At 71.7% G+C, this 23989-nt stretch carries 18 protein-coding genes; 8 read left to right on the top strand and 10 right to left on the bottom strand.

The genetic code is table 11. The annotated features are described in order from the left end of the window. Nucleotides 1-20: 20 nt before the first annotated feature. A complete protein-coding gene (locus C7H73_RS10160) occupies nt 21-914 on the top strand; it encodes an NAD(P)-dependent oxidoreductase (RefSeq protein WP_106846538.1) in 894 nt (297 codons plus the stop codon). Nucleotides 915-1016: 102 nt separating this feature from the next. Here the strand turns inward: C7H73_RS10160 and C7H73_RS10155 are convergent, their stop codons facing one another. Beyond that, entirely contained in the window at nt 1017-2801 is a 1785-nt protein-coding gene (locus C7H73_RS10155; protein ID WP_106847624.1) for a M14 family metallopeptidase, read from the bottom strand. 124 nt (nt 2802-2925) lie between these two features. Then, the gene (locus C7H73_RS10150) at nt 2926-4704 is read right to left on the bottom strand and encodes a DEAD/DEAH box helicase (protein ID WP_106846537.1); all 1779 of its coding nucleotides are present in this window, start codon (nt 4702-4704) and stop codon (nt 2926-2928) included. A 258-nt stretch (nt 4705-4962) separates the two neighbouring features. Between C7H73_RS10150 and ettA the strand changes: the two genes are divergently transcribed. Together ettA and C7H73_RS10140 are read left to right on the top strand one after the other, a co-directional pair. Next, on the top strand, nt 4963-6624 hold the full coding sequence (gene ettA / locus C7H73_RS10145; RefSeq protein ID WP_106846536.1) for an energy-dependent translational throttle protein EttA: 1662 nt from the start codon (nt 4963-4965) through the stop codon (nt 6622-6624). A gap of 59 nt (nt 6625-6683) precedes the next feature. After that, the gene (locus C7H73_RS10140) at nt 6684-9113 is read left to right on the top strand and encodes a DUF1631 family protein (RefSeq protein ID WP_106846535.1); all 2430 of its coding nucleotides are present in this window, start codon (nt 6684-6686) and stop codon (nt 9111-9113) included. A 22-nt stretch (nt 9114-9135) separates the two neighbouring features. Here C7H73_RS10140 and C7H73_RS10135 read toward each other — a convergent pair whose 3' ends face one another. The 7 genes from C7H73_RS10135 to C7H73_RS10105 form a co-directional block, all read right to left on the bottom strand. Then, complete coding sequence (locus C7H73_RS10135) at nt 9136-10155, bottom strand: P1 family peptidase (protein WP_106846534.1); 1020 nt, start codon at nt 10153-10155, stop codon at nt 9136-9138. A gap of 41 nt (nt 10156-10196) precedes the next feature. Next, the gene (locus tag C7H73_RS10130) at nt 10197-10697 is read right to left on the bottom strand and encodes a DUF411 domain-containing protein (protein ID WP_106846533.1); all 501 of its coding nucleotides are present in this window, start codon (nt 10695-10697) and stop codon (nt 10197-10199) included. Nucleotides 10698-10738: 41 nt separating this feature from the next. Continuing rightward, complete coding sequence (locus C7H73_RS10125; protein ID WP_106846532.1) at nt 10739-11224, bottom strand: cupredoxin domain-containing protein; 486 nt, start codon at nt 11222-11224, stop codon at nt 10739-10741. A gap of 111 nt (nt 11225-11335) precedes the next feature. Next, nucleotides 11336-11698 carry a hypothetical protein gene (locus C7H73_RS10120; RefSeq protein WP_106846531.1) on the bottom strand — a complete coding sequence of 121 codons (363 nt, stop codon included), beginning with the start codon at nt 11696-11698 and terminating at the stop codon, nt 11336-11338. A 52-nt stretch (nt 11699-11750) separates the two neighbouring features. Beyond that, complete coding sequence (locus tag C7H73_RS10115; RefSeq protein ID WP_106846530.1) at nt 11751-12374, bottom strand: YitT family protein; 624 nt, start codon at nt 12372-12374, stop codon at nt 11751-11753. Between the two features lie 191 nt (nt 12375-12565). Next, on the bottom strand, nt 12566-13012 hold the full coding sequence (locus C7H73_RS10110; RefSeq protein ID WP_106846529.1) for a DUF3703 domain-containing protein: 447 nt from the start codon (nt 13010-13012) through the stop codon (nt 12566-12568). Further along, the gene (locus tag C7H73_RS10105) at nt 13009-15030 is read right to left on the bottom strand and encodes a heavy metal translocating P-type ATPase (RefSeq protein WP_106846528.1); all 2022 of its coding nucleotides are present in this window, start codon (nt 15028-15030) and stop codon (nt 13009-13011) included. Before C7H73_RS10105 ends, C7H73_RS10110 begins: the two co-directional genes overlap by 4 nt. 39 nt (nt 15031-15069) lie before the next feature. Between C7H73_RS10105 and C7H73_RS10100 the strand changes: the two genes are divergently transcribed. The 4 genes from C7H73_RS10100 to C7H73_RS10085 all read left to right on the top strand — a co-directional run bounded on the left by C7H73_RS10100 (nt 15070) and on the right by C7H73_RS10085 (nt 18131). Continuing rightward, nucleotides 15070-15537, top strand: coding sequence for a MerR family transcriptional regulator (locus tag C7H73_RS10100; protein WP_106846527.1), 468 nt, complete (start codon nt 15070-15072; stop codon nt 15535-15537). Between the two features lie 101 nt (nt 15538-15638). Next, nucleotides 15639-16448 (top strand): MlaE family ABC transporter permease, encoded by an 810-nt coding sequence (locus C7H73_RS10095; RefSeq protein WP_106846526.1) that lies wholly within the window; start codon nt 15639-15641, stop codon nt 16446-16448. Nucleotides 16449-16461: 13 nt separating this feature from the next. Beyond that, nucleotides 16462-17466 (top strand): MlaD family protein, encoded by a 1005-nt coding sequence (locus C7H73_RS10090; protein WP_106846525.1) that lies wholly within the window; start codon nt 16462-16464, stop codon nt 17464-17466. Further along, entirely contained in the window at nt 17463-18131 is a 669-nt protein-coding gene (locus C7H73_RS10085; RefSeq protein WP_106846524.1) for a hypothetical protein, read from the top strand. Before C7H73_RS10090 ends, C7H73_RS10085 begins: the two co-directional genes overlap by 4 nt. Before the next feature lie 302 nt (nt 18132-18433). Here C7H73_RS10085 and C7H73_RS10080 read toward each other — a convergent pair whose 3' ends face one another. Continuing rightward, nucleotides 18434-20230, bottom strand: a complete 1797-nt coding sequence (locus C7H73_RS10080; RefSeq protein ID WP_106846523.1) for a M14 family metallopeptidase — start codon at nt 20228-20230, stop codon at nt 18434-18436. Nucleotides 20231-20318: 88 nt separating this feature from the next. Here C7H73_RS10080 and C7H73_RS10075 point away from each other — a divergent pair, with 88 nt between their 5' ends. Further along, a complete protein-coding gene (locus tag C7H73_RS10075) occupies nt 20319-23972 on the top strand; it encodes a hydantoinase B/oxoprolinase family protein (RefSeq protein ID WP_106846522.1) in 3654 nt (1217 codons plus the stop codon). The last annotated feature ends 17 nt before the right edge of the window (nt 23973-23989 follow it).

Genomic DNA, 23989 nt, shown 5'->3' with positions numbered 1-23989 from the left:
ACCTCAACCAGACCTGTCCCATGAGCACCTCTCCCCGCATCGGCCTCGTCGGCGTCGGCCTGATGGGCCACGGCATTGCCCTGAGCCTGGTCCGCAAGGGCCAGCTGCTGACCGTGCTGGAGCACCCGGGCAACCAGCCGCTGGGCGAGCTGCTGGCGCTGGGTGTGGCCACCGCCGCCAACGTGCAGTCGCTGGCGCGCCAGTGCGACGTGCTGATCCTGTGCGTGACCGGCTCGCCGCAGGTGGAGGCCGTGCTGCTGGGCGCGCAGGGCGCACTGGCCGCGCTGCCGGCCGGCGCGGTGGTGGTGGACTGCTCCACCGCCATCCCGTCGTCCACCGAGCGGGTGGCGCAGGCCTGCCAGGCGGCGGGCGTGCAGTTTCTGGACGCGCCCATGACGCGCACCCCGCGCGAGGCGCGCGAGGGCCGGCTGAATCTGCTGGTGGGGGGCGATGCACAGGTGCTGGCCCGTTGCCGGCCCCTGCTGGAATGCTTCGCCGAGAACATCACCCACACCGGCGCCGCCGGCACGGGCCACCGCATGAAGCTGCTGCACAACTATGTGTCGCTGGGCAGCGTGGCGCTGATCGCCGAGGCTGCCGCCTGCGCTGTGGGCGGAGGCGTGGCACCTGAGGTCTTCGTGGACGTGCTGGCCCAGGGTGGCGGCGCTGGCGTCGCGCTGGAGCGCCTGCGGCCCTACCTGCTGGCGCAGGATGCTTCGGGGCTGCGCTTTGCCATGGGCAACGCCCTGAAGGACATGGGCTACTACACCGCCATGGCGCAGGACGGGCAGGCCGCGCTCACCATTGCCCAGGCCGTGCAGGCCACCTTTGGCCGGGCGGTGGAGCAGGGCGGCGCCGATGCGCTGGTGCCCGAGCTGGTGGCGCAGCTGCAGGCCGTGCACAAGGTGCCCTGAGGCGGGTCGCAGGGCGGGGCGCACTTGTAGTCAAATCCGACTCCAGCCCGCATGGATAAAGCGGCAGCAGCTATCGAATCAATAGCTGCTGGGGCTTTTCACTCAATCCATCTCCTCAAAGACCAGCGGCGGGTTGGCCATGACGCGCGCCGTATCCTGCAGGCCGCCCACCAGCTGGTGGGCGTAGTAGCTGCCGCGGGTGTCGGGCTCCAGCGCTGCGGCGGCCAGGTTGGCCAGGGTCTGGTTCATGGGCACGTAGTAGCTGCCCTCGGGCACGTCGATGGTGCCGCGCCGCGTGGCCAGCTGCAGGCCCTCGCCGCGCTCGCCGCCGGCCTGCTCGTACAGGTCGGCCAATACCGCCCCGGGCTCGGCCACGCGCAGCACCTGCACGCCCAGCCAGCGCAGGCGCTGCACGGCGTCGCCGGCGCTGGCGGCCAGCCAGTAGCCGCAAGGGCGGGCGCGGCGCAACGTGGTCTGCAGCTGCAGGGTCGAGTCCCACTGCAGGTGCAGCGGCCGGTCGGCGCCGGTCTGCGGGTCGATGCCGATCAGCTCGCGCTGCAGCGGCGTGCCCTGCGCGCGCACCACCAGGTCGCCCCGGCAGGCCTGCGACGCAATCTCGCGCGCCTCATACGAGCGCACCGACTCCAGGCTGGCGGCTTTTTCCACCGTGCTGCGCAGCGCGCTGGTCAGCGCAGTGACGTGCGCGTGCACGCGCCGCTGGATCTGGCTGCGGTCCAGGTCAGCGCCGCGGCTGTCGATGCGCAGGCTGACGGCATTCTTCAGCCCGTTGACGTTGCGCGCGCTGTCGGCAGCCGTGCTCCCCATGGCCAGGCGCAGGGCGCCGCCATCGGTCTGCTCCGGCGTGAAGTACCAGTCCTGCGTGAGCCCGGCACCGGTCAGCGCCTTCACCATGGGGTCGTGGTACCACTCCATCGCAGCCTTGGTCATGAACTCCGGCAGGTTGGCCGTCGTGGCCCGCTGCAGCAGCAGGTCGGCGCGCGGCAGCACGCCGGCGCGCTCGGCCAGCAGGCTGTGCACCGGGTATTCGTGCGCGTCGATGATGGCAATCGGCCGGTAGTTGCGCACCAGCCGCGCCAGCGCCTGGGCCTCGGGCGTGCGCAGTGCCAGGTGGTCCTGGTCCAGGTCGGTGCCGCTGGCCGTCAGGTGCTGCCCGGACTCGGCGCCATCGGGATTGGCGCGCGGCACGACGATGACGTTGATGGCGTCCAGCATGGGCTCCAGCAGGCCGCCTGGGGCCAGCTCGCGCGCCATGATCAGCAGGGCCTCGGCGCTGGCCGGCTCGTCGCCGTGTTGCTGGCCCATCAGCAGCACGGTGGGCCGGCCGCTGGCCTCCAGCGCGGCCACGTCGGTGCCGCCGGCGCGGGTCAGCACCAAGGCCGGCAGCGGCGTGCCGCGCTGCGAGCGGCCGAAGTTCAGGACCTGCGCCTTGGTATGCCCGCCGGGCGCGGCCGCACCCAGGCGGCCCAGCCACTGGGCCAGCTCGGCATTGGTGGTAAAGGCGCGGCGGCCTTCGGCCAGGCCGGGCGTGTCATAGCGACCGGAAGGGTCGGCAAAGCGCGCCTCCACGGCCGACAGCGGCGCGGGCGCGGCCTGGGTGGACAAGGTGGGTGCGGGCTCCACGGGCGTCACGGTGACAGCCGAAGGCGGGGCCGCATCGCGCGGGCCGGCCGTGCCCAGCGGCGGCGGCACCACCCGGCCCTGCCGCGGCGTGCCGGTCTCGGCGGTCTGCGAGGGCCAGGGCGGCAGCGGCGTGCTGGAGCAGGCGGCCAGCACCAGGGCCGACAGCGCCAGCAAGGGCAGGCGCGCCGCGCGCAGCAGGGGACGGGCGGGCGCGGCTGCACGGCGGCCCGTGAGGGTCTGGTTCATCATGGGGGGCGAGCTTGAGTGTTTCCTGGGCCGATATTAGCCGGCTGCGGGCGCGAGTCAGTGCCAGAAAAAAGCCCGGCGCAAGCCGGGCTCAGAGCCTGTGCAGGGCGAGCCTGCCAGCGCGTCAGCGGCCGTAACCGCCGCCACCGCCGCGCGGCCCGCGCGAGCCGCCGCCACCACCACCGCCGCCGCCGCCATTGCGATAGCCACCGCCACGGCGGCCGCTGCCGGCCATCATGTCCACGTTGGTGCGCATGGGGTCGGGCTGGCCGCCGCCACCGGGGCGCCGGGGCATGAGCGAGTGACCGGTCTGGGTCAGCATGTGGGCGTTTTCGCCGCGCGGCTGGCTGTCGTCATGACGACGCTGGCCACCACCGGTAGCACCACCGCTGCCAGCCATGCCGCCACCGGTACCGCCACCGCCGCCACCGCTGCGGCGGCGTGCGCCGCCCGCGTTTTGCTGCGGCTGCGGGGCGCGGCCGGCCGGGCGGGGGCCCTGGCCGGCGCTGGCGCCGCCATGCCGGCCGCGGCCACCGCCCTCGGCGCCTTCCTTGCGGGACTGGCCGCCTTCGGCGCCACCTTGGCGGCCGCGCTGGCCACCCCCGGCGCCCGTGGCTGCCTTGTTGGTGCGGATGCGCTCCATCATCTCCTGGCGTGCGGCCTTGGCAGCCGCCTGCATCACGTCGCGCCCCGGTGGCTTGCCAGCGCCGCCCCAGATGGTCTGGCGACCCATGGCGATGGGCTCGGCCTGCTCGCCCTCGTCAGGGCCGAAGCCATCGATCACCTGCACGGGAATCTCCTGCTTGGTGAAGCGCTCGATGTCCATCATGAAGCCTTCCTCGTCCATGCAGACCAGGCTCACGGCGTGGCCCTCGCGCCCGGCGCGGCCGGTGCGGCCGATGCGGTGCACATAGTCCTCGGAGACGTTGGGGATCTCGTAGTTGACGACGTGCGGCAGGTCGTCGATGTCGATGCCGCGCGCGGCAATGTCGGTGGCCACCAGGGCGCGGATCTGGCCGGTCTTGAAGCCTTCCAGCGCCTGGGTACGGGCGCTCTGGCTCTTGTTGCCGTGCAGCGCCATGGCCGTCACGCCGTTCTTGGTCAGGTAGTCGGCCACGTTGTTGGCACCGAACTTGGTGCGCGTGAACACCAGCACCTGGCTCCAGTCGTGCTGCTGGATGATGTGCAGAAGCACCTGCTTTTTCTTGCCGCGGCCCACCGGGTGGATGACCTGGCTGATGCGCTGCACCGTGGTGTTGCGCGGGGTGACCTGGATGCTTTGCGGGTTCTTGAGCAGGCCGCTGGCCAGCTCGCGGATCTCGTCGCTGAACGTGGCAGAAAACAGCAGGCTCTGTTTGGACGAAGGCAGCAGGGCGAGGATCTTCTTCACGTCGTGGATGAAGCCCATGTCCAGCATGCGGTCGGCTTCGTCCAGCACCAGCACCTCGACGGTGGACAGGTCCAGGAAGCCCTGCTGCTGCAGGTCCAGCAGGCGCCCGGGCGTTGCCACCAGGATGTCCACGCCGCGCTTGATGCGGTCGATCTGGGGGTTCATGCCCACACCGCCGAAGATCACGGTGGACTTGATGTCCAGGTGCTTGCCGTAGCCGCGCACGGATTCTTCGACCTGGGCGGCCAATTCGCGCGTGGGGGTCAGCACCAGAGCGCGCACGCCGCGGCCGCCGAAGCGGCTGGTGGCGGGGTTGCCCGCTTCCAGGCGCTGCAGCAGGGGCAGCGTGAAGGCGGCCGTCTTGCCGGTGCCGGTCTGCGCGCCGGCCAGCAGGTCGTGGCCTGCCAGCACGGCAGGAATGGCCTGGGCCTGGATGGGGGTAGGGCTGTCATAGCCCTGTTCCTGCACGGCCCGCAAAATGGCCGGCGAGAGCTTCAGTTCGTCAAATGTCATCGTTGTTGGATGCGCCCGTCCTGGGCGCCGGGTATCGGCCCGTCGTCGGCAGGGTGTTGCCGAACCAGTACAAAAGGGGCCGATGATTGCAGGAGTGGGAGCCCGGAAGGCGATGCTTCCTTCGTCCCCAGCTTGACTGCTGCTGCCCGGGTGACTGGAGCCCGTGGCGGCTGCCATTGTCGCATGCGCCGATAATCAATGGTTGCGCGCGCCTTGGCTGGCGCCCCTTTTTTGCTATTTTTTTCAGATTAAGACTCCATGGCCCAGTACGTTTTCTCGATGAATCGTGTCAGCAAGACCGTGCCCCCGAAGCGGCAGATCTTGAAGGACATCTCGCTGTCATTCTTTCCTGGCGCCAAGATCGGCGTGCTGGGCCTGAACGGCTCGGGCAAGTCGTCGCTCTTGAAGATCATGGCTGGCGTGGACAAGGAGTTCGAGGGCGAGGCCCTGCCCATGGCCGGCCTGTCTATCGGCTACCTGCCCCAGGAGCCCCAGCTCAATCCCGAGCACACGGTGCGCCAGGCTGTGGAAGAAGCCATGGCCGAGGTGAACAACGCCAAGGCCCGCCTGGAGGAGGTGTACGCCGCCTACGCCGAGGAAGATGCCGACTTCGACGCCCTGGCCAAGGAGCAAGGTGAGCTGGAAGCCATCATCGCCGCCGCCGGCACCGATTCGGAGCACCAGCTGGAGATCGCCGCCGACGCGCTGCGCCTGCCGCCCTGGGATGCCATGGTCGGGCAGCTGTCCGGTGGCGAAAAGCGCCGCGTGGCCCTGTGCCAGCTGCTGTTGTCCAAGCCCGACATGCTGCTGCTGGACGAGCCCACCAACCACCTGGACGCGGAAAGCGTGGACTGGCTGGAGCAATTCCTGCACCGCTTCTCCGGCACCGTGGTGGCCATCACCCACGACCGCTACTTCCTGGACAACGCCGCCGAGTGGATCCTGGAGCTGGACCGCGGCCACGGCATTCCCTACAAGGGCAACTACTCGGACTGGCTGATCCAGAAGGGCAACCGCCTGGAGGCCGAGCAAAAGGGCGAAGAAGCCCGCGCCAAGGCCCTGAAGAAGGAGCTGGAGTGGGTGCGCCAGAACGCCAAGGGGCGCCAGGCCAAGTCCAAGGCCCGTATCGCACGCTTCGAGGAGCTGAGCGACTACGAATACCAAAAGCGCAACGAGACGCAGGAGATCTTCATTCCCGTGGCCGAGCGCTTGGGCTCCAAGGTCATCGAGTTCAAGAACGTCTCCAAGGCCTTCGGCGACCGCCTGCTGATCGACAACCTGTCCATGAACATTCCGGCGGGTGCCATCGTCGGCATCATTGGCCCCAACGGCGCCGGTAAGTCCACGCTATTCAAGCTGATCGCCGGCAAGGAGCAGCCTGACTCCGGCACCGTCGAGATCGGCCAGACGGTGAAGATGGCCTTTGTGGACCAGCACCGCGACGAGCTGGCCAACGAGAAGACCGTGTGGGAGGACATCTCCGGGGGGCTGGACATGATCAACGTGGGCAAGTTCACCATGGCCTCGCGCGCCTACGCCGGGCGTTTTAACTTCAACGGCCAGGACCAGCAAAAGAAGGTCGGCAACCTCTCGGGCGGCGAGCGCGGGCGCCTGCACCTGGCCAAGACGCTGATCCAGGGCGGCAACGTGCTGATGCTGGACGAGCCCTCCAACGACCTGGACGTGGAAACCCTGCGCGCCCTGGAAGACGCGCTGCTGGAATACGCCGGCACGGTGATGGTCATCAGCCACGACCGCTGGTTCCTGGACCGCATCGCCACCCACATCTTGGCCGCCGAGGGCGACAGCCAGTGGGTGTTCTTTGACGGCAACTACCAGGAGTACGAGGCCGACAAGAAGAAGCGCCTGGGCGAAGAGGGCGCTGCCCCCAAGCGCATGCGCTACAAGGCCCTCAAGTGACGCGCCTGCGGTAGTAGTATCGGGCGGCCTGCCGCCCTTCCTCCCTTTTCCCACGAGCCATGCCCCTGCCAGCGTCTCGCGCCAGAACGGTTTTTCGCGCATGCGTCGTCAATGCCATCCGCGACGGCGAGACGCTCATGGGGCAACTGCTCACCCGCACTCGCAGCGCCCTGAGCGAGGAAGAATCGTCCAGCCGCGATGTGCAGCGGCGCCACCTGGTGGCTGACGCCCTGCGCCTGCTGAACCAGCACGAGGCGCAGCTGGTCAAGGCCTACCCCCTGGCGCTGCTGGAGGCCTTTGCCGACGGCCCGGCGCAGCCGCGCGCCCGGGGCCCGGCCGGCATCGACACGGGCATCGATTTCGGCGAGCTGGCACTGATGGACGATACCGAGGTGCTGGCGCAGGTGGAGCTGGCGCGCGCCCAGCAGACGGCGGCGCTGGCCACCGAGGCGGCGCTGGCCGAGCTGAACGCCCTAGTCAGCTCCGCCCAGGGCCTGGGCAACGTGCAGCCCGAGCGCAATCCGCTGCGGCCCGAGAACTACATCCGCGCGCTGCAGCAGGTGGTGGGCGATACCGGCGTGTCGGGCGACGTGCGCCAGCAGTGGATGGCCCAGATGCGCGAGCAGCTGGGCCAGCAGCTGGTGGAGGTGTACCAGCGCACCGCAAGCGCCCTGCGCGAGCAGGGGGTGGAGCCGGTGGGCTATGCCGTCGCCGGCCTGGCCGGTGCGCAGCGCAGCAGCTACGGCGGCTATTCGGCCAGTGCGCAGATGGGCATGGGTGGCTACGCTTCTTCGGTACACAGCGGGCTGGTCAGCCACTACGGCCTGCCCGAGCATGGCTCCGGCTGGGGCGGCGGCGTCTCTGGCGGCGTGCCGCTGGCGCCGGCGGCGGAGGAAGCGCTGCTCACCGTGGGCATGCTGCGCCAGATGCTGGCTGGCCTGGGTGACCCGTTCGCGATGAATGCCGTGCACGGGGGCGCTGCGGCGGCAGGCGGCCATGGCGCTGTGTCGGGGCACGGCGGCTATGTGACCCAGGAAGCCGCGGACGCCATGCAGGACCTGGCGCAGCTGGAGCACCTGGTGGGCCGGCTGGCCGGCGCCCAGGGCGCCAGCGCCTGGGCCGGTACCTCGGCCATGATGCCAGCCTCCGCGCCCGTGCCGGCCCCCGTGCAGCAGGCCTCGCCCGAGCGCGCCGCGCAGGACGTGGTCAGCCGCATGATGGACAACATCTCCCAGGACGCGCGCCTGCTGCCGCCCATGCAGCGCGCCATCCAGAGCCTGGCGCCAGCGCTGCGCGAACTGGTGCGCCACGACACGCGTTTTTTCAGCGACGAGCAGCACCCTGCGCGCCGCCTGCTGGACGAGCTGACGCAGCGCAGCCTGGCCTTCGACCGGGAAGACTCGCCCTCGTTCGGGCGCTTCATGCGCCTGGTCAACGAGGTGGTGGGCCACCTGGCGACGGCGCGCATCGAAAGTTCCGTCCCTTTCGAGCGCGTGCTGCGCGCCCTGGAAAAGGCCTGGGAGACGCAGGAGCGCCACCGCCGCGAGCGCCGCGAGGCCAAGGAGCGCGAACGCCAGCTGCGCGAGCAGCGCGACCTGCTGGCCGAGCGCCTGGCGGCCGACTTTCGCCGCCTGCCCAACGCCGATGGCGCGCCGGCAGACCTGCTGGCTTTCGTCACCGGCCCCTGGGCCGCCGTGGTGGCGCTGGCGCAGACCGCGGAGGGCGGTGACGCAGGCGGGGACGATGACCCCGGCGGCTACCTGGCCCTGGTGCCGCTGCTGCTGGCGGCCGGGCAGCAGGCGCAGCTGCACGCCGAGCCCGAGCGGCTGGGCCAGGCCCTGGCGGCGGCGCTGCCCACGCTGCGCGAGGGGCTGATGAGCATCAACCACCCGGCCGATGGAATACAGGCCGCGGAGGAACGCCTGCTGGGCCTGCTGCAGCTGGCGCAGGACTATCACCACGAACAGCAGCGGCGCGCCGAAGCAGCGCGCGCCCAGGAGCAGGCCCGGGCACAAGCTGAAGTCGAAGCTGCCCAGGCCCAGGCCCACGCCCACGCCCACGCCCACGCCCAGGCCCAGGCCCAGGCCCAGGCCGATGCGGCCCAGGCGGCCGCTGAGCCGCCGCCCGCAGAGCCCGCAGACAGCCTGGCCGCCCCGCTGTCCGTGCAGGACGAGCTGCCCACGCAGTCCGAAATGCAGGCCCTGGCCCAGGAGCCGCGTCCGGATGTGCCGGCCGCCGACGACGCCAAGGGTGCGCTGCAGATCGGCCAGTGGGTGGAGATCGTCAGCCAGCAAGTGACGGTGCAGACCCAGCTGACCTGGGCCAGCCCGCACAACACCCTGTTCCTGTTCACGGGGCTGGACGGCAGCACCCAGTCCATGACGCGCCGCATGATCGACAAGCTCTCGGGCGAGGGTGCCTTTCGCCGGCTGGCGGGCGCGCCCGCCCCGGCCGCCGCGCCGCGCAGCGGCCGGGCGCGCCAGCGCTAGTTCACTGCAGGATTTACAACGATCAGCCCGCGCGCCGCAGGTCGGTGCAGGCGGGCAGCGACAGCCCGCCCGGCAGCTGCAGGCTGCGGGCCGCCCGCACGGCGCGCACGGTGGCGTGCGCCACCGCTTCGGCCGCCATGGTGGCCAGCACCATCATGCCGGGGTGCTGGTCGGCGCGGCCGGTGGCCAGGGCGAACAGCGTGTCGCCGTCGCTCATGGTGTGCACCGGGTTGATGCTGCGCGCCAGCCCGTCGTGGCCGGACACCGCCAGGCGCTGGGCCTGCACCTTGGTCAGCCGAGCGTCGGTGGCGATCACGCCGATGGTGGTGTTGCTGCCGGCCAGCAGCGGGTGTGGCGGCTCGCCGCGCAGCAGGGCGCGCCGGGTGCCCCGCAGCGCGTCGCCTGCTGCGGTGCGGGCGCCGGCCAGGGGCCGGCCGGTCTCGGGATCGACCACATCGCCCACGGCGTTGCAGGCCACCAGGGCGCCCACCGTCACACCAGCCACCCGCACGCACGCCGTGCCGATGCCGCCCTTCATGGCGTGCTGCAGGCCAAACATCTTGCCCACGACGGCGCCGGCGCCGGCGCCCACGTTGCCTTCGGCCAGCGGCTGGCCGGTGGCGGCTGCGGCGCAGGCAGCGTAGCCGGCAGCCGCGTCGGGGCGGATGCGGGCGTCGCCCACGGGCAGGTCGAACAGCACGGCGGCCGGCACCAGCGGCAGGCGGGCGACGCCCACGTCCAGCCCCACGCCGTGCTCCTCCAGCCAGCGCACGGCGCCGGTGGCCGCGTCCAGGCCCCAGGCGCTGCCCCCGGCCAGCACGATGGCGTGGACTTCGTTGACGAGATTGCCCGGCGCCAGCAGGTCGGTCTCGCGCGTGCCGGGCGCAGCGCCGCGCACGTCCACACCGGCCACCGCGCCCTCGCGGGCGATGACCACGCTGCAGCCCGTGGGCCGGCGCGTGTCGGTGAAGTGGCCGGCCTCGATGCCGGGGACGTCGGTGATGGCGCCGGCCGGCGCGCTGGCGAAGAGGCTGTCGTGCATGGCGCGGCCATTATGGAGGGACCGCGTCGGGCTGCCCTGGTTCAGCGGTAGCTGGTGAAGACGCGCGTGGAGACGTCGCTGTTCATCAGGTTCTTGGTGACCAGCAGCACGTCGTACGGGTCCTTGCGGCCGCCGTATTCGGGCCCGTCCATGCCGGGGCTGCCTACGGGCATGCCGGGCACGGTGATGCCCAGCGCCTTGGGCTTTTGCGCCAGCAGCTTTTTCACGTCGGCTGCGGGCACGTGCCCTTCCAGCAGGTAGCCGCCGACCAGCGCCGTGTGGCAGGAGCCCAGGCGCGTGGGCAGGCCCAGCTGGGCGCGCACGGGGGCGTTGCCGCTTTCGTGCACGGTGACGGCAAAGCCGGCCTGCTCCATCAGCACGATCCAGTCCTTGCAGCAGCCGCAGTTGGGGTCTTTCCAGACTTCCATGGGTGGCAGCGCAGCGGCTGCCGGGGCGGCCGCCAGGACGGGTAGCGCGGCCGTGGCCAGCAGGGCGGCGGCGCCGGCCAGGCATTGGCGGCGGGTGAAGGGGGGAAGGTTCATGGCGTGGGCTCCTGGGGCGAGATGCGAATGTGGCAGGCGGGTCATGGCGTGACGGTGAAGGTGCCGCGCATGCCGGCCTGGAAGTGGCCGGCAACCAGGCAGGCGAAGTCGAAGCTGCCGGCGCGGTTGAAGCGCCAGACCAGTTCGCCCTGCGCGCCGGGTGCGACGTGAGCCATGTGCGGCGCGTCGTGCTCCATGCCGGGGTGCTTGCGCATCATGGCGGCATGCTCGTCCAGCGATGCAGGCGTGCCCAGGACAACCTCGTGCATCAGCTGGCCGCGGTTTGGCACCCGCAGGCGCACGGTTTCGCCCTGGCGCACGGTGAAGTGCGCGGGGGTAAAGCGCATGTCGTCCGTCATCTGCAGCACGAGGGTGCGCTGCGCGTCCTGCGCCGCGCCGGCGATGCCCCAGGGCTGCTGCACGGCCGGCCTGGCGCTGGTCTCATGGTGGGCGGGGCTTTCATGGGAAAAAACGGTGCTGGCGCCCGCCAGCAAAGCGCTGGCAGCTATCAATTGGAGAGTATTCATGGAGTGCGGAAGAAAAGCGTGACAACAGGCCGGGCGCCCGCGCGGGGTGCGCTGCAGCACCCGGACGCGCGGCGGCTGGCAAGGGCCGGCCCGCGCGGAAAGGCGGGTGGCTCAGCCTATGGGCGGCTTGATGGCGCGTGCGCGCTGCGCGCTGGCAAAGCGCGTGCTACGCGCGGGCGGGGGCGCAGCGGCCCCGCAGGCAACTGGCGCCAGCGCGGGCGCGGCGCAGGCCCCCGGGTGGCACAGGCCGCAGGCGGCGCAGGCGCTGCCGGCCTGGCCCTCGGCGCCGCAGCCGCCGGCCTGCTGCGAGCCGGCGCAGTGCGTCTCGGCTGCCGCGGCGGCGTGTTCGCCCTGCTCGCTCTGGCTCATCGGGGTGCTGGCGGGCTGCGGCGCAGGCATCGCCATGGCGTCGCCCAGCAGGCCGCGCAGGACCAGCAGCAATGCCATGAAGAGGAAGGTGAGGCGCCGTGCCATGGAAGGTGAAGATACGCGGTGGTGGGGCCGAGTTCCCGCCCCGCAGCACGCCTCAGGCGGCCAGGTAGCGCCCGGGCCGGTGGTTCATGGCCAGCACCAGGTTCAGCGCCACGGCGCCGACGATCGACCACAGCACGCGCATGGGCTCCACCGTAAACAGGGCGGCGGCGACGATGCAGCAGTCCACGGCCATCTGCACCTTGCCGGCGCGCCAGCCGCGGCGGTCCTGCAGGTACAGGGCCAGGATGCCCACCCCGCCCAGGCTGCAGCGGTGGCGAAACAGCACCAGAAAGCCCATGCCCATGATCAGCCCGCCGGTGAGCGCGGCGTACAGCGGCTGCAGCTGGTTGATCTGCAGAAAGCGCGTCTGCAAGTCCGCCAGCACCGACAGCAGCGCCACGGCGGCAAACGTCTTGAGCGTGAAGGCCAGGCCCATGCGGCGCAGCGCCAGCCAGTAAAACGGCAGGTTGAGCAGGAAGAACAGCGTGCCGAAGCTGATGCCCGTGGCGTAGTGCAGCAAGAAAGCCAGCCCCGCCATGCCGCCGGTGAGCAACCCGGCGCTGGCCAGGAAGGCCACGCCGACGGAGATCATGGTCACCCCCGCGGCGATGGCCACGGCATCTTCGGTGCGGGAGTGGGCGGTCACGGTGGGAGCGGCGAGGGCGGTGGGTGTCATGGCTGCAATGCGGACGCCGCCGGGGTGGCGGGCGGCGCACCGATTGCAGCACCGGGCGCCCTGCCACGCGTTGAGGTGCATCAAGAAAGGCCGCGCAAGCAGCTGCAGCGTAGCTATCAATAGAGGAGCTGCCAGCGCTTGATGGGTAAGGGTTTGAAGCCGATTTGGCTTAAATGCCCGCCCGCCGGCCGTCAGCCCTGCCGCTGCGCCAGCGCCTCGGCGCGATCGGGCGCCACGGCCGCCATGGCCTGGGCGATGCGCTCGCGCACCGGTGCCGACGGCACCATGGACTGCAGTGCAGGCACGATGGCGCGCCCCGTGTTGCCCTGCGGCAGTCGGCGCACCACGTGGCCGGCCACGGTCAGCGCCAGGCGCGCCAGCTGGCCACGTGACTCGAACGCGTCGCCCGTCTGGCGGGCGTAGCGCAGCATGTGCCAGTGGGCGCGCCAGTGCAGCGTGAAGCGGTTTTGCGCCAGCACGTGGGCCGCCTCCAGGTAGTGCCAGCGCCGGGCCGGGGGCTCTGCGCCGCTGGCGGCAAAGGCGGCCAGCAGGTGCTCGAAGGCGGCGGCCTGGCGCTGGCGGCCGGCGGCGCTGCCGGGCAGGTTCTTTTGCGCCTTGGTCGTTTTCCGGGGGGTCATCGTGCGTCTCCGTCGCGGGGGGGTGGGGTGCCTGCGCCGCCGCGCAGGCGCAGGCCGTTGGCGACGACAGCCAGGCTGACGCCCATGTCGGCCACCACGGCCATCCACATCGTGGCCAGGCCCATCAGGGCGAGCGCGAAGAACGCCGCCTTCACGCCCAGCGCCAGGATGATGTTTTGCCACAGCACACGGTGCGCGCGGCGGGCCAGCACCACGGTGTCGGGGATGCGGCGCAGGTCGTCGTTCATCAGCACCACGTCGGCCGTCTCCATGGCCATGCCGGTGCTGTGCGCGCCGCCCATGGCAAAGCCGACGTCGGCGCGGGCCAGGGCCGGCGCGTCGTTGATGCCGTCGCCGGTCATGGCGGTGGGGCCCAGGCGTGCTTGCAGCTCGGCCATGGACTGCAGCTTGTCTTCGGGCAGCAGGCCGCCGCGGGCGTCCGCGATGCCGGCCTCGCGCGCCACGGCTTGCACGGTGGCGGGGTTGTCGCCGCTCAGCACCACGGGCTGCACGCCGATGGCCTTGAGCTGGGCGATGGCCTCGGCTGCGTGCGCGCGCAGCGGGTCGGCCACGGCGAACAGGGCGTGCACGGCCTGCTCGCTGGCCAGCAAGGTGACGGTGCGGCCCTGCTGCTCGTGCGCGGCCAGCTGCTCGGCGAGGGCAGGGGTGTCCAGGCCCATCTCGCGCACCAGGCGCAGGTTGCCCAGCACCCAGCGCTGGCCGGCGAGGGTGGCCTCCACCCCGCGCCCGGGCAGGGCGCGCACGTCGGCGGCGGCGTCCGGCTGGCCGGCCGGCAGCCCGGCGGCGATGGCGCGCGAGACCGGGTGGTCGGAGCGGCTGGCCAGCTGCCAGGCTGCCGCCCCGGCGGCCTGTGCATCGGCCTCCATGGCCTGCCAGTGCACCAGCGTGGGGTGGCCGGTGGTCAGGGTGCCGGTCTTGTCCAGGGCGATGGCGGACAGGCTGCGCGCCGACTCCAGCGCGCTGCCGCCCTTGATCAGGATGCCGCGGCGCGCCGCTGCCGTGAGGGCGCTGACCACCGTGACCGGCGTGGAGATCACCAGCGCGCAGGGGCAGGCGATGACCAGCAGCGCCAGGGCCTGGTAGGCGGCCTGGTGCCAGCTCCAGCCCATCACCACGGGCGCCAGCAGGCCCAGCGCCAGGGCGGCCACGAAGACCAGGGGCGTATAGACGGCGGCGAAGCGATCGACGAAACGCTGGGTGGGCGCGCGGCTGGCCTGGGCCTGCTCCACGGCGTGCACGATGCGCGCCAGTAGCGTGCTGCCGGGCGCGGCCGTGACCTGCATGAACAGCTCGCCCTGCTGGTTCACGCTGCCGGCGTACAGCGCATCGCCCGGCCCCTTGTCGGCCAGCTGGCTCTCACCGGTGATGGGGGCCTGGTTCACGGCGCTGCTGCCGCGGGTGACGGTGCCGTCCAGCGGCACGCGCGCGCCCGGGGCGATGCGCACCAGCGCGCCCAGGGCCACTTCGGCCGCCGGCACGCGGGCGGTGCCGCCGCCGTCCTGCACCACGTCGGCGGTCTCGGGCGCCAGGTCGAGCAGGCCGCGGATGGCGTTGCGGGCACGGTCCATGGCGCCGTGCTCGATGCGCTCGGCGGCCACGTACAGGGCCATGACCATGGCCGCCTCGGGCCACTGGCCGATCAGCACGGCGCCGGTGACGGCCACGGCCATCAGCGCGTTGATACCCAGGCGCAGCCGCGCCAGGTCCTTCAGGCCCGAGCGGTACACGCCCAGACCGGACAGGGCGATGGCCACCACGGCCAGAGCCATGCCCAGGGTGTCCTGCTGGAGCCAATGGGCCACTTCTGCCCCGGAGGCCAGCGCCAGCGCGGCGGCGATGCGCGGCCAGCCGGGCAGGGCGCCGTGGTCATGGCCATCGCCGTCGCCGGCGCAGGAGCCGCAGGCCGGCGCGTGGGTCTCGGCGTGGCCGGGTTCGTGTGCATGTTCGTGCTTGTGCGCATGCGCGCCGTGAGCGTGGGCGGGTTGTGGGGTGTTCATGCGATCATTGGAAACCTTGAAGTCACTTTAATGTCAAGCATGAACACGCAAAGCCCCCGCCACCGCATTGGCGATGCCGCCCGCCTGTCGGGCGTGCCTGCGGCCAACATCCGCTACTACGAAAAGGAAGGCCTGCTGTGCGGCCAGACGCGGGCGGAAAACCGCTATCGCCTGTACAGCGACGACGAGGTGCACCGCCTGCGCTTCGTGCGGCTGTGCCGCGCCATGGACATGTCCCTGGACGAGGTGCGCACCCTGCTGCAGCTGGACGCGCGCGTGGTGCATGACGAGGGCGCCGACCACGCCGCCTGCGCCACGCTGGACGGGCACCTGGAGCATGTGCGCACCCGGCTGGCCGAGCTGCAGGTGCTGGAGCGCGAGCTGCAGGCGCTGCGCAGCCGCTGCGACGGCACAGGCGGGCAGTGCCACGTGATCGAGGCGCTGCATGCGCGCGCCGACGCCGAGCCCGTGCCGCCGCCGGCGCCAGTGGCCCGGCGCCACGTCTAACGTGTGCGATGCTACGCAAACGATAGCTGCCGGCGCTTGCCTGGCGGGTGTTACAGGCCTGTTTCACCTGTCAAGCTGCGCCGCTCCCCTATGATGCGCGCATGACTGCCCTGCGCCATCCGCTGCCCCTGCACGAGCGCCTGGTGCGCACGGCCCGGCGCTGGGCGCTGGCCTGGTCGCGCATCTTCTACCTGGGTGCGGTGGTGCTGGTGCTGATGCTCTCGCCGTCGAGCTACTCGCGCGGCACGCGCTGGCGGCTGGCGCGCCACATGTACCACGACACGGCGCCCATCTTGCTGGGCTTCACGGTGCTGGCGGCGCTGCTGGCGCTGGTCATCACCCGCATCGTGGTGGTGACGGCCTGGAGCTACGGCCTGTCGCGCTACGCGCTGGAGATGGTCATCCGCGTGCTGGTACTGGAGCTGATCCCGCTGACTGCCGCGCTGTTCGTGGCCATGCGCGCCACCATCCCCAACGGCACGCAGCTGGCGCTCATGCGCCAAAGCGGCCACCTGCAGGCGCTGCAGGCGCGCGGCGCCGACCCGGTGCGCATGGAGCTGATGCCGCGCGTGGTGGCCGGCATCTACGCCAGCGTCACGCTGGCGGCGCTGTCGTGCGTGGTGGCGCTGGTCATGGCCTACCTGGGCGTCTATGGTTTCACCACCGCCGGCATCGCCGGCTACACGCGCATGTTCGGCCACGTGTTCACGCCGCAGATCACGCTGGTGTTTGCGCTCAAGACGCTGTTCTTCAGCATGGCGGTGGCCCTCATCCCGCTGGCCTCCGGGCTGTACGAGACGGGCGATCCCGGCCACGCGCAGCAGCCCGGCTCCGAGCTGGGCGGGCTGGCGCGCATGTTCGCCGTGCTGCTGCTCATCGAAGTGCTCTCGCTGATGAGCAACTACTACTGACCTTCTTTTTGCGATGACCGACCCTACCCCCCCGAGCCCCAATGCGCGCTGCGCGCTGCCCGGCGACGAGCTGCTGCGCCCCGTGGCCCACCTGCGCGCCAAGGCGGCGGCGCTGCTGCTGTTCACCCTGGTGCTGGTGGTGGGCTCGGCGCTGTACCTGCTGTATGCGCGCGGCGCCTTCGAGCCCACCCAGCGCCTGGTGCTCACGGCCGACGATTCCGAAGGCGTGGCGGTGGGCATGGACGTGACGTTCTCCGGCTTTCCCATCGGCCGCGTGCGCAGCCTGGGCCTGGCCGAGGGCGGCGAGGTGCGCATCGTGGTGGACGTGGCGCGGCGCGATGCCCACTGGCTGCGCGAGTCCAGCGTCTTCACGCTGGTGCGCGGCATCGTCGGCGGCACCACCATCAAGGCCTACAGCGGGGTGATGACCGATCCGCCCTTGGCCGACGGCGCCGTGCGCCCGGTGCTGCGCGGCGACGCTACGGCCGAGATCCCGCGCCTGATGGCCGATGCGCGCGAGCTGCTGGAAAACCTGAACCACCTGACGGCCAGCGACTCGGCCCTGGGCGGCGCGCTGGGCAACGTGCGCGCGCTGACCGAGCGGCTGAACGGCCCGGGCGGCGCGCTGGGGGTGCTCACCGGCAGCGACGGCGAGGCGCGCAAGATTTTGGCCACGCTGGAGCGCACCAACCAGCTGCTGGCCCGGCTGGACGGCATGGCCGCCAAGGCCGACAAGCAGGTCTTTGGTAGCGGCAAGGACGCCGGCCTGGTGCCCGAGGTGCGCGCCGCCGTGCTGCAACTCAACGCCCTGCTGGCCGACGCCCGAGGCAGCCTGACCAAGGTGGACGCCGTGCTGGCCGAGGCCCAGGCGGTGGGCGCCAACGCCCGCGAGGCCACCACCGACCTGGGCGCGCTGCGCGCCGAGGTCGAGGCCAGCCTGCGCAAGGTCGAAGGCCTGGTGAACGAGATCAACCGCAAGTGGCCCTTTGCCCGCGACACGGAGCTGAAGCTGCCATGAACCGCCTTGCCGCACCCCTGATCCTGCTGGCCGCCCTGGCCGCCGGCTGCGCCGGCAAGAGCGCGCCGCCCCAGTGGCGCATGGATGCGCACGACGCCGCCGAGCGCGCCACGCAGGCGTACCTCTCTGGCGACAGCCGCGTGGCGGCGCTGGAGTGGACGCGCGCGCGCGCCGAAGTCTCGCGCACCGGGCGCCCCGAGCTGCTGGCGCGGCTGGAGCTGATGCGCTGCGCCGCCGAGGTGGCGAGCCTGCAGGCAAGCGGCTGCCCGGCCTTCGAGGCCCTGCGCGCCGATGTGCACGATGCCGAGCTGCTGGCCTACGCCGACTACCTGGCTGGCCACCCGGCCAATGCGGCGCAGCTGCCCCCGGCGCAGCGCGCGGCGGCGGCGGGCGGCGAAGCGGCCATTGCCGCTATGGCCGATCCGCTGGCCCGCCTGGTGGCCGCTGGCGCCGCCGTGCAGGCTGGCCGCGCCACGCCGCAGCTGCTGACGCTGGCGGCCGACACCGCATCGCAGCAGGGCTGGCGCCGCCCGCTGCTGGCCTGGCTGCTGGTGGGCGAGCAGCGCGCCCGGGACGCTGGCGATGCCGCCCTGGCGCAGGCCCTGCGCCGGCGCATTGCCGTGGTGGAAAGCGCCGGCGCGCCGCCCGGCTCGCCTGCGCGCTGAGACCAAGATTTCGGCAACAAAAGCGGCTGAAAGCCGCGCCAGACAAGCGCAGGCAGCTATCAAAGTTGATGTGCGCCGGTGCGGCGATGGGGGTGCCTGGTGCGGCTGGCCGTCTCCTTCTGGCCGGCGCCCCCCTGTCCGCGCCGAACGCGTCGCCCTGCTTGTGCGAATGGACACAGGGGTCGCCGCCGGCCTCACAGATCACCGGGCCGTTGCGGCCCAGCGCGACCACGATGGCGCGCCGTGCCGCCTGCGAGGGCCTTGTTCCACAGGCCGCCCGGCTGGCGGCTGCGGCCCGCCGTTCAGCTCTGGCGCGCGGCCATGAGGGGCTGCCACGCCTGCACCGCTGCCAATGCCGCCTCCATCTGCACGGTGTGCGCGAACTGGAAGGGCGCGCCGTGCACCGTCTCGTCGGGAAACTCGGTGATCAGCGTGACCGGGGCGTCGTGCGTGGTCTCGGACTGCATGCAGGCGATGCCGTGCAGCACCTCGAAGGGCAGGGGCCCGGCGTGCAGTTCATACAGCGCGCGCTGGCGCGCGTTGAATTCGGCCAGCCCCGGGACACCCGCCAGCCGCCGGCACACCGCTTCGAGCAATTCGCGGGCGGGCTGCTGCCAGCCGGCGTGGTGGCGCAGGATGAGGAAGAAGCCCTTGGGCAGCATCCACGGCCCGAAGCCGCGCGGCACGTAGCCCGACAGCGGGCGCGTCCACTCGTGCGCCGGGTAGCCATGCAGGTTGACGTGCAGCTGCGCGCCAGAGCGGGCCAGCGCCTGCTGACGCGCCTGGCGCTCCAGCAGCGGCTCGCGGTCGCGGTATTCCACGTCGTCGCCCAGGGCGGTGTAGCGCGCGGCGTGGTGCATGTGGCCGGGGTGATGGGCGCACAGCTCGCGGTGCAGGGCGTAGCCGTCGGGGTTTTCCAGCGCGATCAGGGCGAAGTGCGCCCCGGGCTGCCCCTGCAGCGCCTGCGCGGCGCGCAGCGCGCCGACGACGCCCGAGGTCTCGTTGGCATGCTGGCCGGCGCTGATGAAGACCGGGTGCTGGCTGCCCGCGTGGTACTGGCCCCATACGGTGCGGCCCTGGCGCGTGGGGGCGCTGAAGCGCTCGGCGGGCCAGGCATGCAGGGTGCGCGCGATGCGCGCAGGCGAGGGGGCGGTGGCCAGCAGGTGCAGCGGCTGGCCGTCGTCCGCGGAGGCGGCCAGCGCGTCCTGCGCCGGCGCGTCAAAGGCGCGCAGGGCCACGCGCACGCGCACGGCGTGGGCGCCGCCGCGCACGTCCGGCACGATCTGGCCGGGCTGCAGGCGCCGGTCGCCGGCGGGGCGGCCGCTGTGCTGCTGGAAGTGTTCCAGCAGCGAAAAGTACAGCTCCTCGTGCAGAGCCTCCAGCGTGCTGATGGTCTCGCCGGCCCAGTCCAGCGGCTGCTCGTAGCCGGGCAGGTCGATGCGGATGTCCAGCCGCTCGAAGTAGGGCTCGTGCTGCGGCCAGGGCTGGCTGCACACGGCCTGCATGGCCTGCGCGAAAGCCTGTTCGTAGTCGGTGCAGACGGGCTCGTCGATCAGGTCGGCCAGGCCCGGCGCCGTGCCCACGCGCAGCCAGCCCGTAGGCGAGAGCACGGCGTCGCCCGCGGCGTCGGTGTGCCGGCGGTTGGGGGCATGCACACGCTGGCGCACGCTGCGTCCGTCCTTCAGCTGCAGCTGCACGTCATACCAGGGCCGCTCGTCCGCGCGGGACGTCAGCTGCACGCCGCCTGCGGGCAGCAGGCTGCCCAGCGGGTAGGCCTCCAGCGCAAAGCGGCGTGGCTCGCCCACGGCGGCGCGCGGGTAGTGCACGTGCACGGCGGCCAGCGGGGCGATTGCCACATGGTCGATGAAGTGCTGCACCAGCGGCTTGTAGGCGCTGTGCAGCTGCGCATGCACGCCGGCGGCGGCCAGCTGGCCCTCGGCCTGGCGGCGGGCTGCGGCGCCCTCGAACAGCCAGCCCTCGAGGTGTCGGCCGCGCCACTGCGACTGCGAAAAGCGCCGCACCCAGGCGTGCAGGGTGCGCTCCAGCGTTACGTCCAGCAGCGGTGCGGGGCTGGTGGTTGTCCCGTGGGTTGGGTGCATGATTTGCCTATAAATTATCGGTAAATTGTGGGCTGCTACCCGGTAAGCCACCAGCGGCGGGCCGGCCCTTTCCTGAGGAGCTACGCGCATGGCATCGAAATTCTGGCAGTTCTGGGTGGACCGGGGCGGCACCTTCACCGACATCGTGGGCCGCAGTCCGCAGGGCGCGCTGGTCACGCACAAGCTGCTGTCGCACAACCCCGAGCAGTACCGCGACGCGGCCGTGGCCGGCATCCGCCACCTGCTGGGCCTGGCGCCGGGCGCGCCCGTCACGCGCGAACTGGTCGAGTGCGTGAAGATGGGCACCACCGTGGCCACCAACGCGCTGCTGGAGCGCAAGGGCGAGCCGACGCTCTTGGTGACCACGCGCGGCTTTCGCGACGCGCTGCGCATCGCCTACCAAAACCGCCCGCGCCTGTTTGACCGGCACATCGTGCTGCCCGAGCTGCTGTATGAGCGCGTGATCGAGGCGCAGGAGCGCATCGGCGCGCACGGCGAGGTGCTGCAGCCGCTGGAGGAAGACCACCTGCGCGAGCGCCTGTGGGCCGCCCACGACGCCGGCCTGCGCAGCGTGGCCATCGTCTTCATGCACGGCTGGCGCCACACCCAGCACGAGCAGGTGGCCGCGCGGCTGGCGCGCGAGGCAGGCTTCACCCAGGTCAGCGTCTCGCACGCCACCAGCCCGTTGATGAAGTTCGTCAGCCGCGGCGACACCACGGTGGTGGATGCCTACCTCTCGCCCATCCTGCGCCGCTACGTGGAGCAGGTGGAGGCCGAGATGCCCGGCGTGCCTTTGTTTTTCATGCAGTCGTCGGGCGGGCTGACGGAGGCGCACCACTTCCAGGGCAAGGACGCCATCCTGTCCGGCCCGGCCGGCGGCATCGTCGGCATGGCGCGCACGGCGCAGATGGCCTTTGGCGAGGCGGAGCAAGGCGTGCGCGTGATCGGCTTCGACATGGGCGGCACATCGACCGACGTGAGCCACTTCGCGGGCGAGTTCGAGCGCGAATTCGAGACCCAGGTGGCCGGCGTGCGCATGCGCGCGCCCATGATGAGCATCCACACGGTGGCGGCGGGCGGCGGCTCCATCCTGTCGTTTGACGGGGCGCGTTTTCGCGTCGGCCCGCACAGCGCCGGGGCGCACCCGGGCCCGGCCAGCTACCGCCGCGGCGGGCCGCTGGCGGTGACAGACGCCAACGTCATGGTCGGCAAGATCCAGCCGGCGCACTTCCCGCGCGTGTTCGGCCCCGCGGCCAACGAGGCGCTGGACGGCCCCGTGGTGCGTGAGCGCTTTGCCGAGCTGGCCGCGCAGACCGGCCGCAGCGGCGAGGACGTGGCCCACGGCTTCATCCAGATCGCCGTGCAGCAGATGGCCAATGCCATCAAGAAGATCTCGGTGGCGCGCGGCTACGACGTGACGCGCTACACGCTGCAGTGCTTTGGCGGTGCGGGCGGCCAGCACGCCTGCCTGGTGGCCGATGCGCTGGCCATGCCGCAGGTGCTGGTGCACCCGCTGGCGGGCGTGCTGTCGGCCTACGGCATGGGCCTGGCCGACCAGAGCGTGATGCGCGAGCAGGCGCTGGAGCTGCGGCTGCAGGATTCGGCCATGCCGCAGATTGCCGCCACGCTGGACGCGCTGGCCGAGGCCGCGCAGGCGCAGATGGCCAGCGAGCAGGTGGCCACCGGCGCGGTCGATGTGCGTCGGCGCGTGCACTTGCGCTATGAGGGCACGGACTCGGCCCTGGTCGTGCCCTTTGGCGACCTGGCCGCCGTGACGGCGGCGTTCGAGGCGGCCTACCGCCAGCGCTTTGCCTTTCTGATGCAGGGCAAGGCCCTGGTGGTGGAGGCGGTGTCGGTCGAGGCCGTTCTGGCCGCCGACGTTGCGCCTGAGCGCACGCATGAACTGCACCCGCCGCGCGAGGTGCCGCGGCGCGAGACGGTGCGCGTGTTCACCACCGGCATCGATGGCACCCCCGCCTGGCATGACGCGGCCCTGGTGGTGCGGGACGACCTGCGCCCCGGCGACGAGATCGACGGCCCGGCCATCATTGCCGAGAAGAACGCCACCACCGTGGTCGAGCCGGGCTGGCGTGCCCGCTTGACCGCGCTGGACCACCTGCTGCTGACCCGCCACGCGCCGCGCCCGGCGCGCCACGCCGCCGGCACCACGGTGGACCCGGTGCTGCTGGAGGTGTTCAACAACCTGTTCATGAACATCGCCGAGCAGATGGGCCTGCAGCTGCAAAACACGGCCTACTCGGTGAACATCAAGGAGCGGCTGGACTTCTCGTGCGCGCTGTTCGACGGCCAGGGCCTGCTGATCGCCAACGCGCCGCACATGCCGGTGCACTTGGGGTCCATGGGCGAGAGCATCCGCACCGTGATCGAGCGCAACCGCGGCCGCATGCAGCGCGGCGACGTCTTCGTGCTGAACGACCCCTACCACGGCGGCACGCACCTGCCGGACATCACCGTCATCACGCCGGTCTACATCGGCGAGGCGGCCGAACCCACCTTCTACGTGGGCAGCCGCGGCCACCATGCCGACGTGGGCGGGGTCACGCCGGGCTCCATGCCGCCGTTTTCCACCCGCATCGAAGAAGAAGGCGTACAGCTGGACAACGTGAAGCTGGTGGAGGCCGGCGTGCTGCAGGAGGAGCGCATCATCGCGTTGCTGCAGGGCGGCGAATATCCCAGCCGCAACCCGCAGCAGAACCTGGCCGACCTGAAGGCGCAGATCGCCGCCAACGAAAAGGGCGTGCAGGAGCTGCAGCGCATGGCCCGGCACTTCGGCCTGCCCGTCGTGCAGGCCTACATGCAGCACGTGCAGGACAACGCCGAGGAGTCCGTGCGCCGGGCCATCGCGCGCCTGGCCGCGCGCCTGCAGGACGGGCGCTTCACGCTGCCGCTGGACAACGGCGCGCAGATCACCGTGGCGGTGCGCATCGACGCCGCGCAGCGCAGCGCCGTGATCGACTTCACCGGCACCAGCGCCCAGCAGACCAACAACTTCAACGCGCCCACCGCGGTGTGCATGGCGGCGGTGCTTTATGTCTTTCGCTCGCTGGTGGATGACGACATTCCGCTGAACGCCGGCTGCCTGAAACCGCTGCAGGTCATCATCCCGCCGGGCTGCATGCTCAATCCGAATGCGCCGGCGTCGGTGGTGGCGGGCAATGTGGAGACGTCGTCGTGCATCACCAACGCGCTGCTGGGCGCCCTGGGCGTGTCGGCGGCCAGCCAGTGCACGATGAACAACTTCACCTTCGGCGACGAGCGCTACCAGTACTACGAGACCGTCTCCGGCGGCAGCGGCGCGGGCGGTGAGTTCGACGAAGCCGGCGTCCTGGTAGGCGGCTTTGCCGGCACCAGCGTGGTGCAGACGCACATGACCAACTCGCGCCTGACCGACCCGGAGGTGCTGGAATTTCGCTTCCCCGTGCTGCTGGAGAGCTTTGCCATCCGCAAGGGCTCGGGCGGCGCCGGCCGCTGGGCGGGCGGGGAGGGCGGCGTGCGGCGCCTGCGCTTTCTGGCACCCATGACGGCCAGCATCCTGTCCAACGGCCGGGTGCACGGCGCCTTCGGCATGGCCGGCGGCCAGGCCGGCGCGCCGGGTGTCAACCGCGTGGTGCGCGCCAATGGGCGCGTGGAGCCGCTGGAGCACATCGCCCAGGTGCGCATGGAGCCGGGCGACCTGTTCGAGATCCAGACGCCGGGGGGCGGGGGCTTTGGGGCGGCCTGATGGGAGGGGCGCGGTTT

This window comes from Pulveribacter suum, assembly GCF_003013695.1.
Classification (GTDB): Bacteria; Pseudomonadota; Gammaproteobacteria; order Burkholderiales; family Burkholderiaceae_C; genus Melaminivora; species Melaminivora suum.
This window is presented reverse-complemented; position numbering and strand designations above follow the sequence as displayed.

What these genes read in the sequence shown, in the direction of transcription:
- C7H73_RS10160 (WP_106846538.1), top strand. Translation starts at nt 21, where the DNA reads ATGAGCACCTCTCCCCGCATCGGCCTCGTCGGCGTCGGCCTGATGGGC.
- C7H73_RS10155 (WP_106847624.1), bottom strand. Translation starts at nt 2,801, where the DNA reads ATGAACCAGACCCTCACGGGCCGCCGTGCAGCCGCGCCCGCCCGTCCC.
- C7H73_RS10150 (WP_106846537.1), bottom strand. Translation starts at nt 4,704, where the DNA reads ATGACATTTGACGAACTGAAGCTCTCGCCGGCCATTTTGCGGGCCGTG.
- ettA (WP_106846536.1), top strand. Translation starts at nt 4,963, where the DNA reads ATGGCCCAGTACGTTTTCTCGATGAATCGTGTCAGCAAGACCGTGCCC.
- C7H73_RS10140 (WP_106846535.1), top strand. Translation starts at nt 6,684, where the DNA reads ATGCCCCTGCCAGCGTCTCGCGCCAGAACGGTTTTTCGCGCATGCGTC.
- C7H73_RS10135 (WP_106846534.1), bottom strand. Translation starts at nt 10,155, where the DNA reads ATGCACGACAGCCTCTTCGCCAGCGCGCCGGCCGGCGCCATCACCGAC.
- C7H73_RS10130 (WP_106846533.1), bottom strand. Translation starts at nt 10,697, where the DNA reads ATGAACCTTCCCCCCTTCACCCGCCGCCAATGCCTGGCCGGCGCCGCC.
- C7H73_RS10125 (WP_106846532.1), bottom strand. Translation starts at nt 11,224, where the DNA reads ATGAATACTCTCCAATTGATAGCTGCCAGCGCTTTGCTGGCGGGCGCC.
- C7H73_RS10120 (WP_106846531.1), bottom strand. Translation starts at nt 11,698, where the DNA reads ATGGCACGGCGCCTCACCTTCCTCTTCATGGCATTGCTGCTGGTCCTG.
- C7H73_RS10115 (WP_106846530.1), bottom strand. Translation starts at nt 12,374, where the DNA reads ATGACACCCACCGCCCTCGCCGCTCCCACCGTGACCGCCCACTCCCGC.
- C7H73_RS10110 (WP_106846529.1), bottom strand. Translation starts at nt 13,012, where the DNA reads ATGACCCCCCGGAAAACGACCAAGGCGCAAAAGAACCTGCCCGGCAGC.
- C7H73_RS10105 (WP_106846528.1), bottom strand. Translation starts at nt 15,030, where the DNA reads ATGAACACCCCACAACCCGCCCACGCTCACGGCGCGCATGCGCACAAG.
- C7H73_RS10100 (WP_106846527.1), top strand. Translation starts at nt 15,070, where the DNA reads ATGAACACGCAAAGCCCCCGCCACCGCATTGGCGATGCCGCCCGCCTG.
- C7H73_RS10095 (WP_106846526.1), top strand. Translation starts at nt 15,639, where the DNA reads ATGACTGCCCTGCGCCATCCGCTGCCCCTGCACGAGCGCCTGGTGCGC.
- C7H73_RS10090 (WP_106846525.1), top strand. Translation starts at nt 16,462, where the DNA reads ATGACCGACCCTACCCCCCCGAGCCCCAATGCGCGCTGCGCGCTGCCC.
- C7H73_RS10085 (WP_106846524.1), top strand. Translation starts at nt 17,463, where the DNA reads ATGAACCGCCTTGCCGCACCCCTGATCCTGCTGGCCGCCCTGGCCGCC.
- C7H73_RS10080 (WP_106846523.1), bottom strand. Translation starts at nt 20,230, where the DNA reads ATGCACCCAACCCACGGGACAACCACCAGCCCCGCACCGCTGCTGGAC.
- C7H73_RS10075 (WP_106846522.1), top strand. Translation starts at nt 20,319, where the DNA reads ATGGCATCGAAATTCTGGCAGTTCTGGGTGGACCGGGGCGGCACCTTC.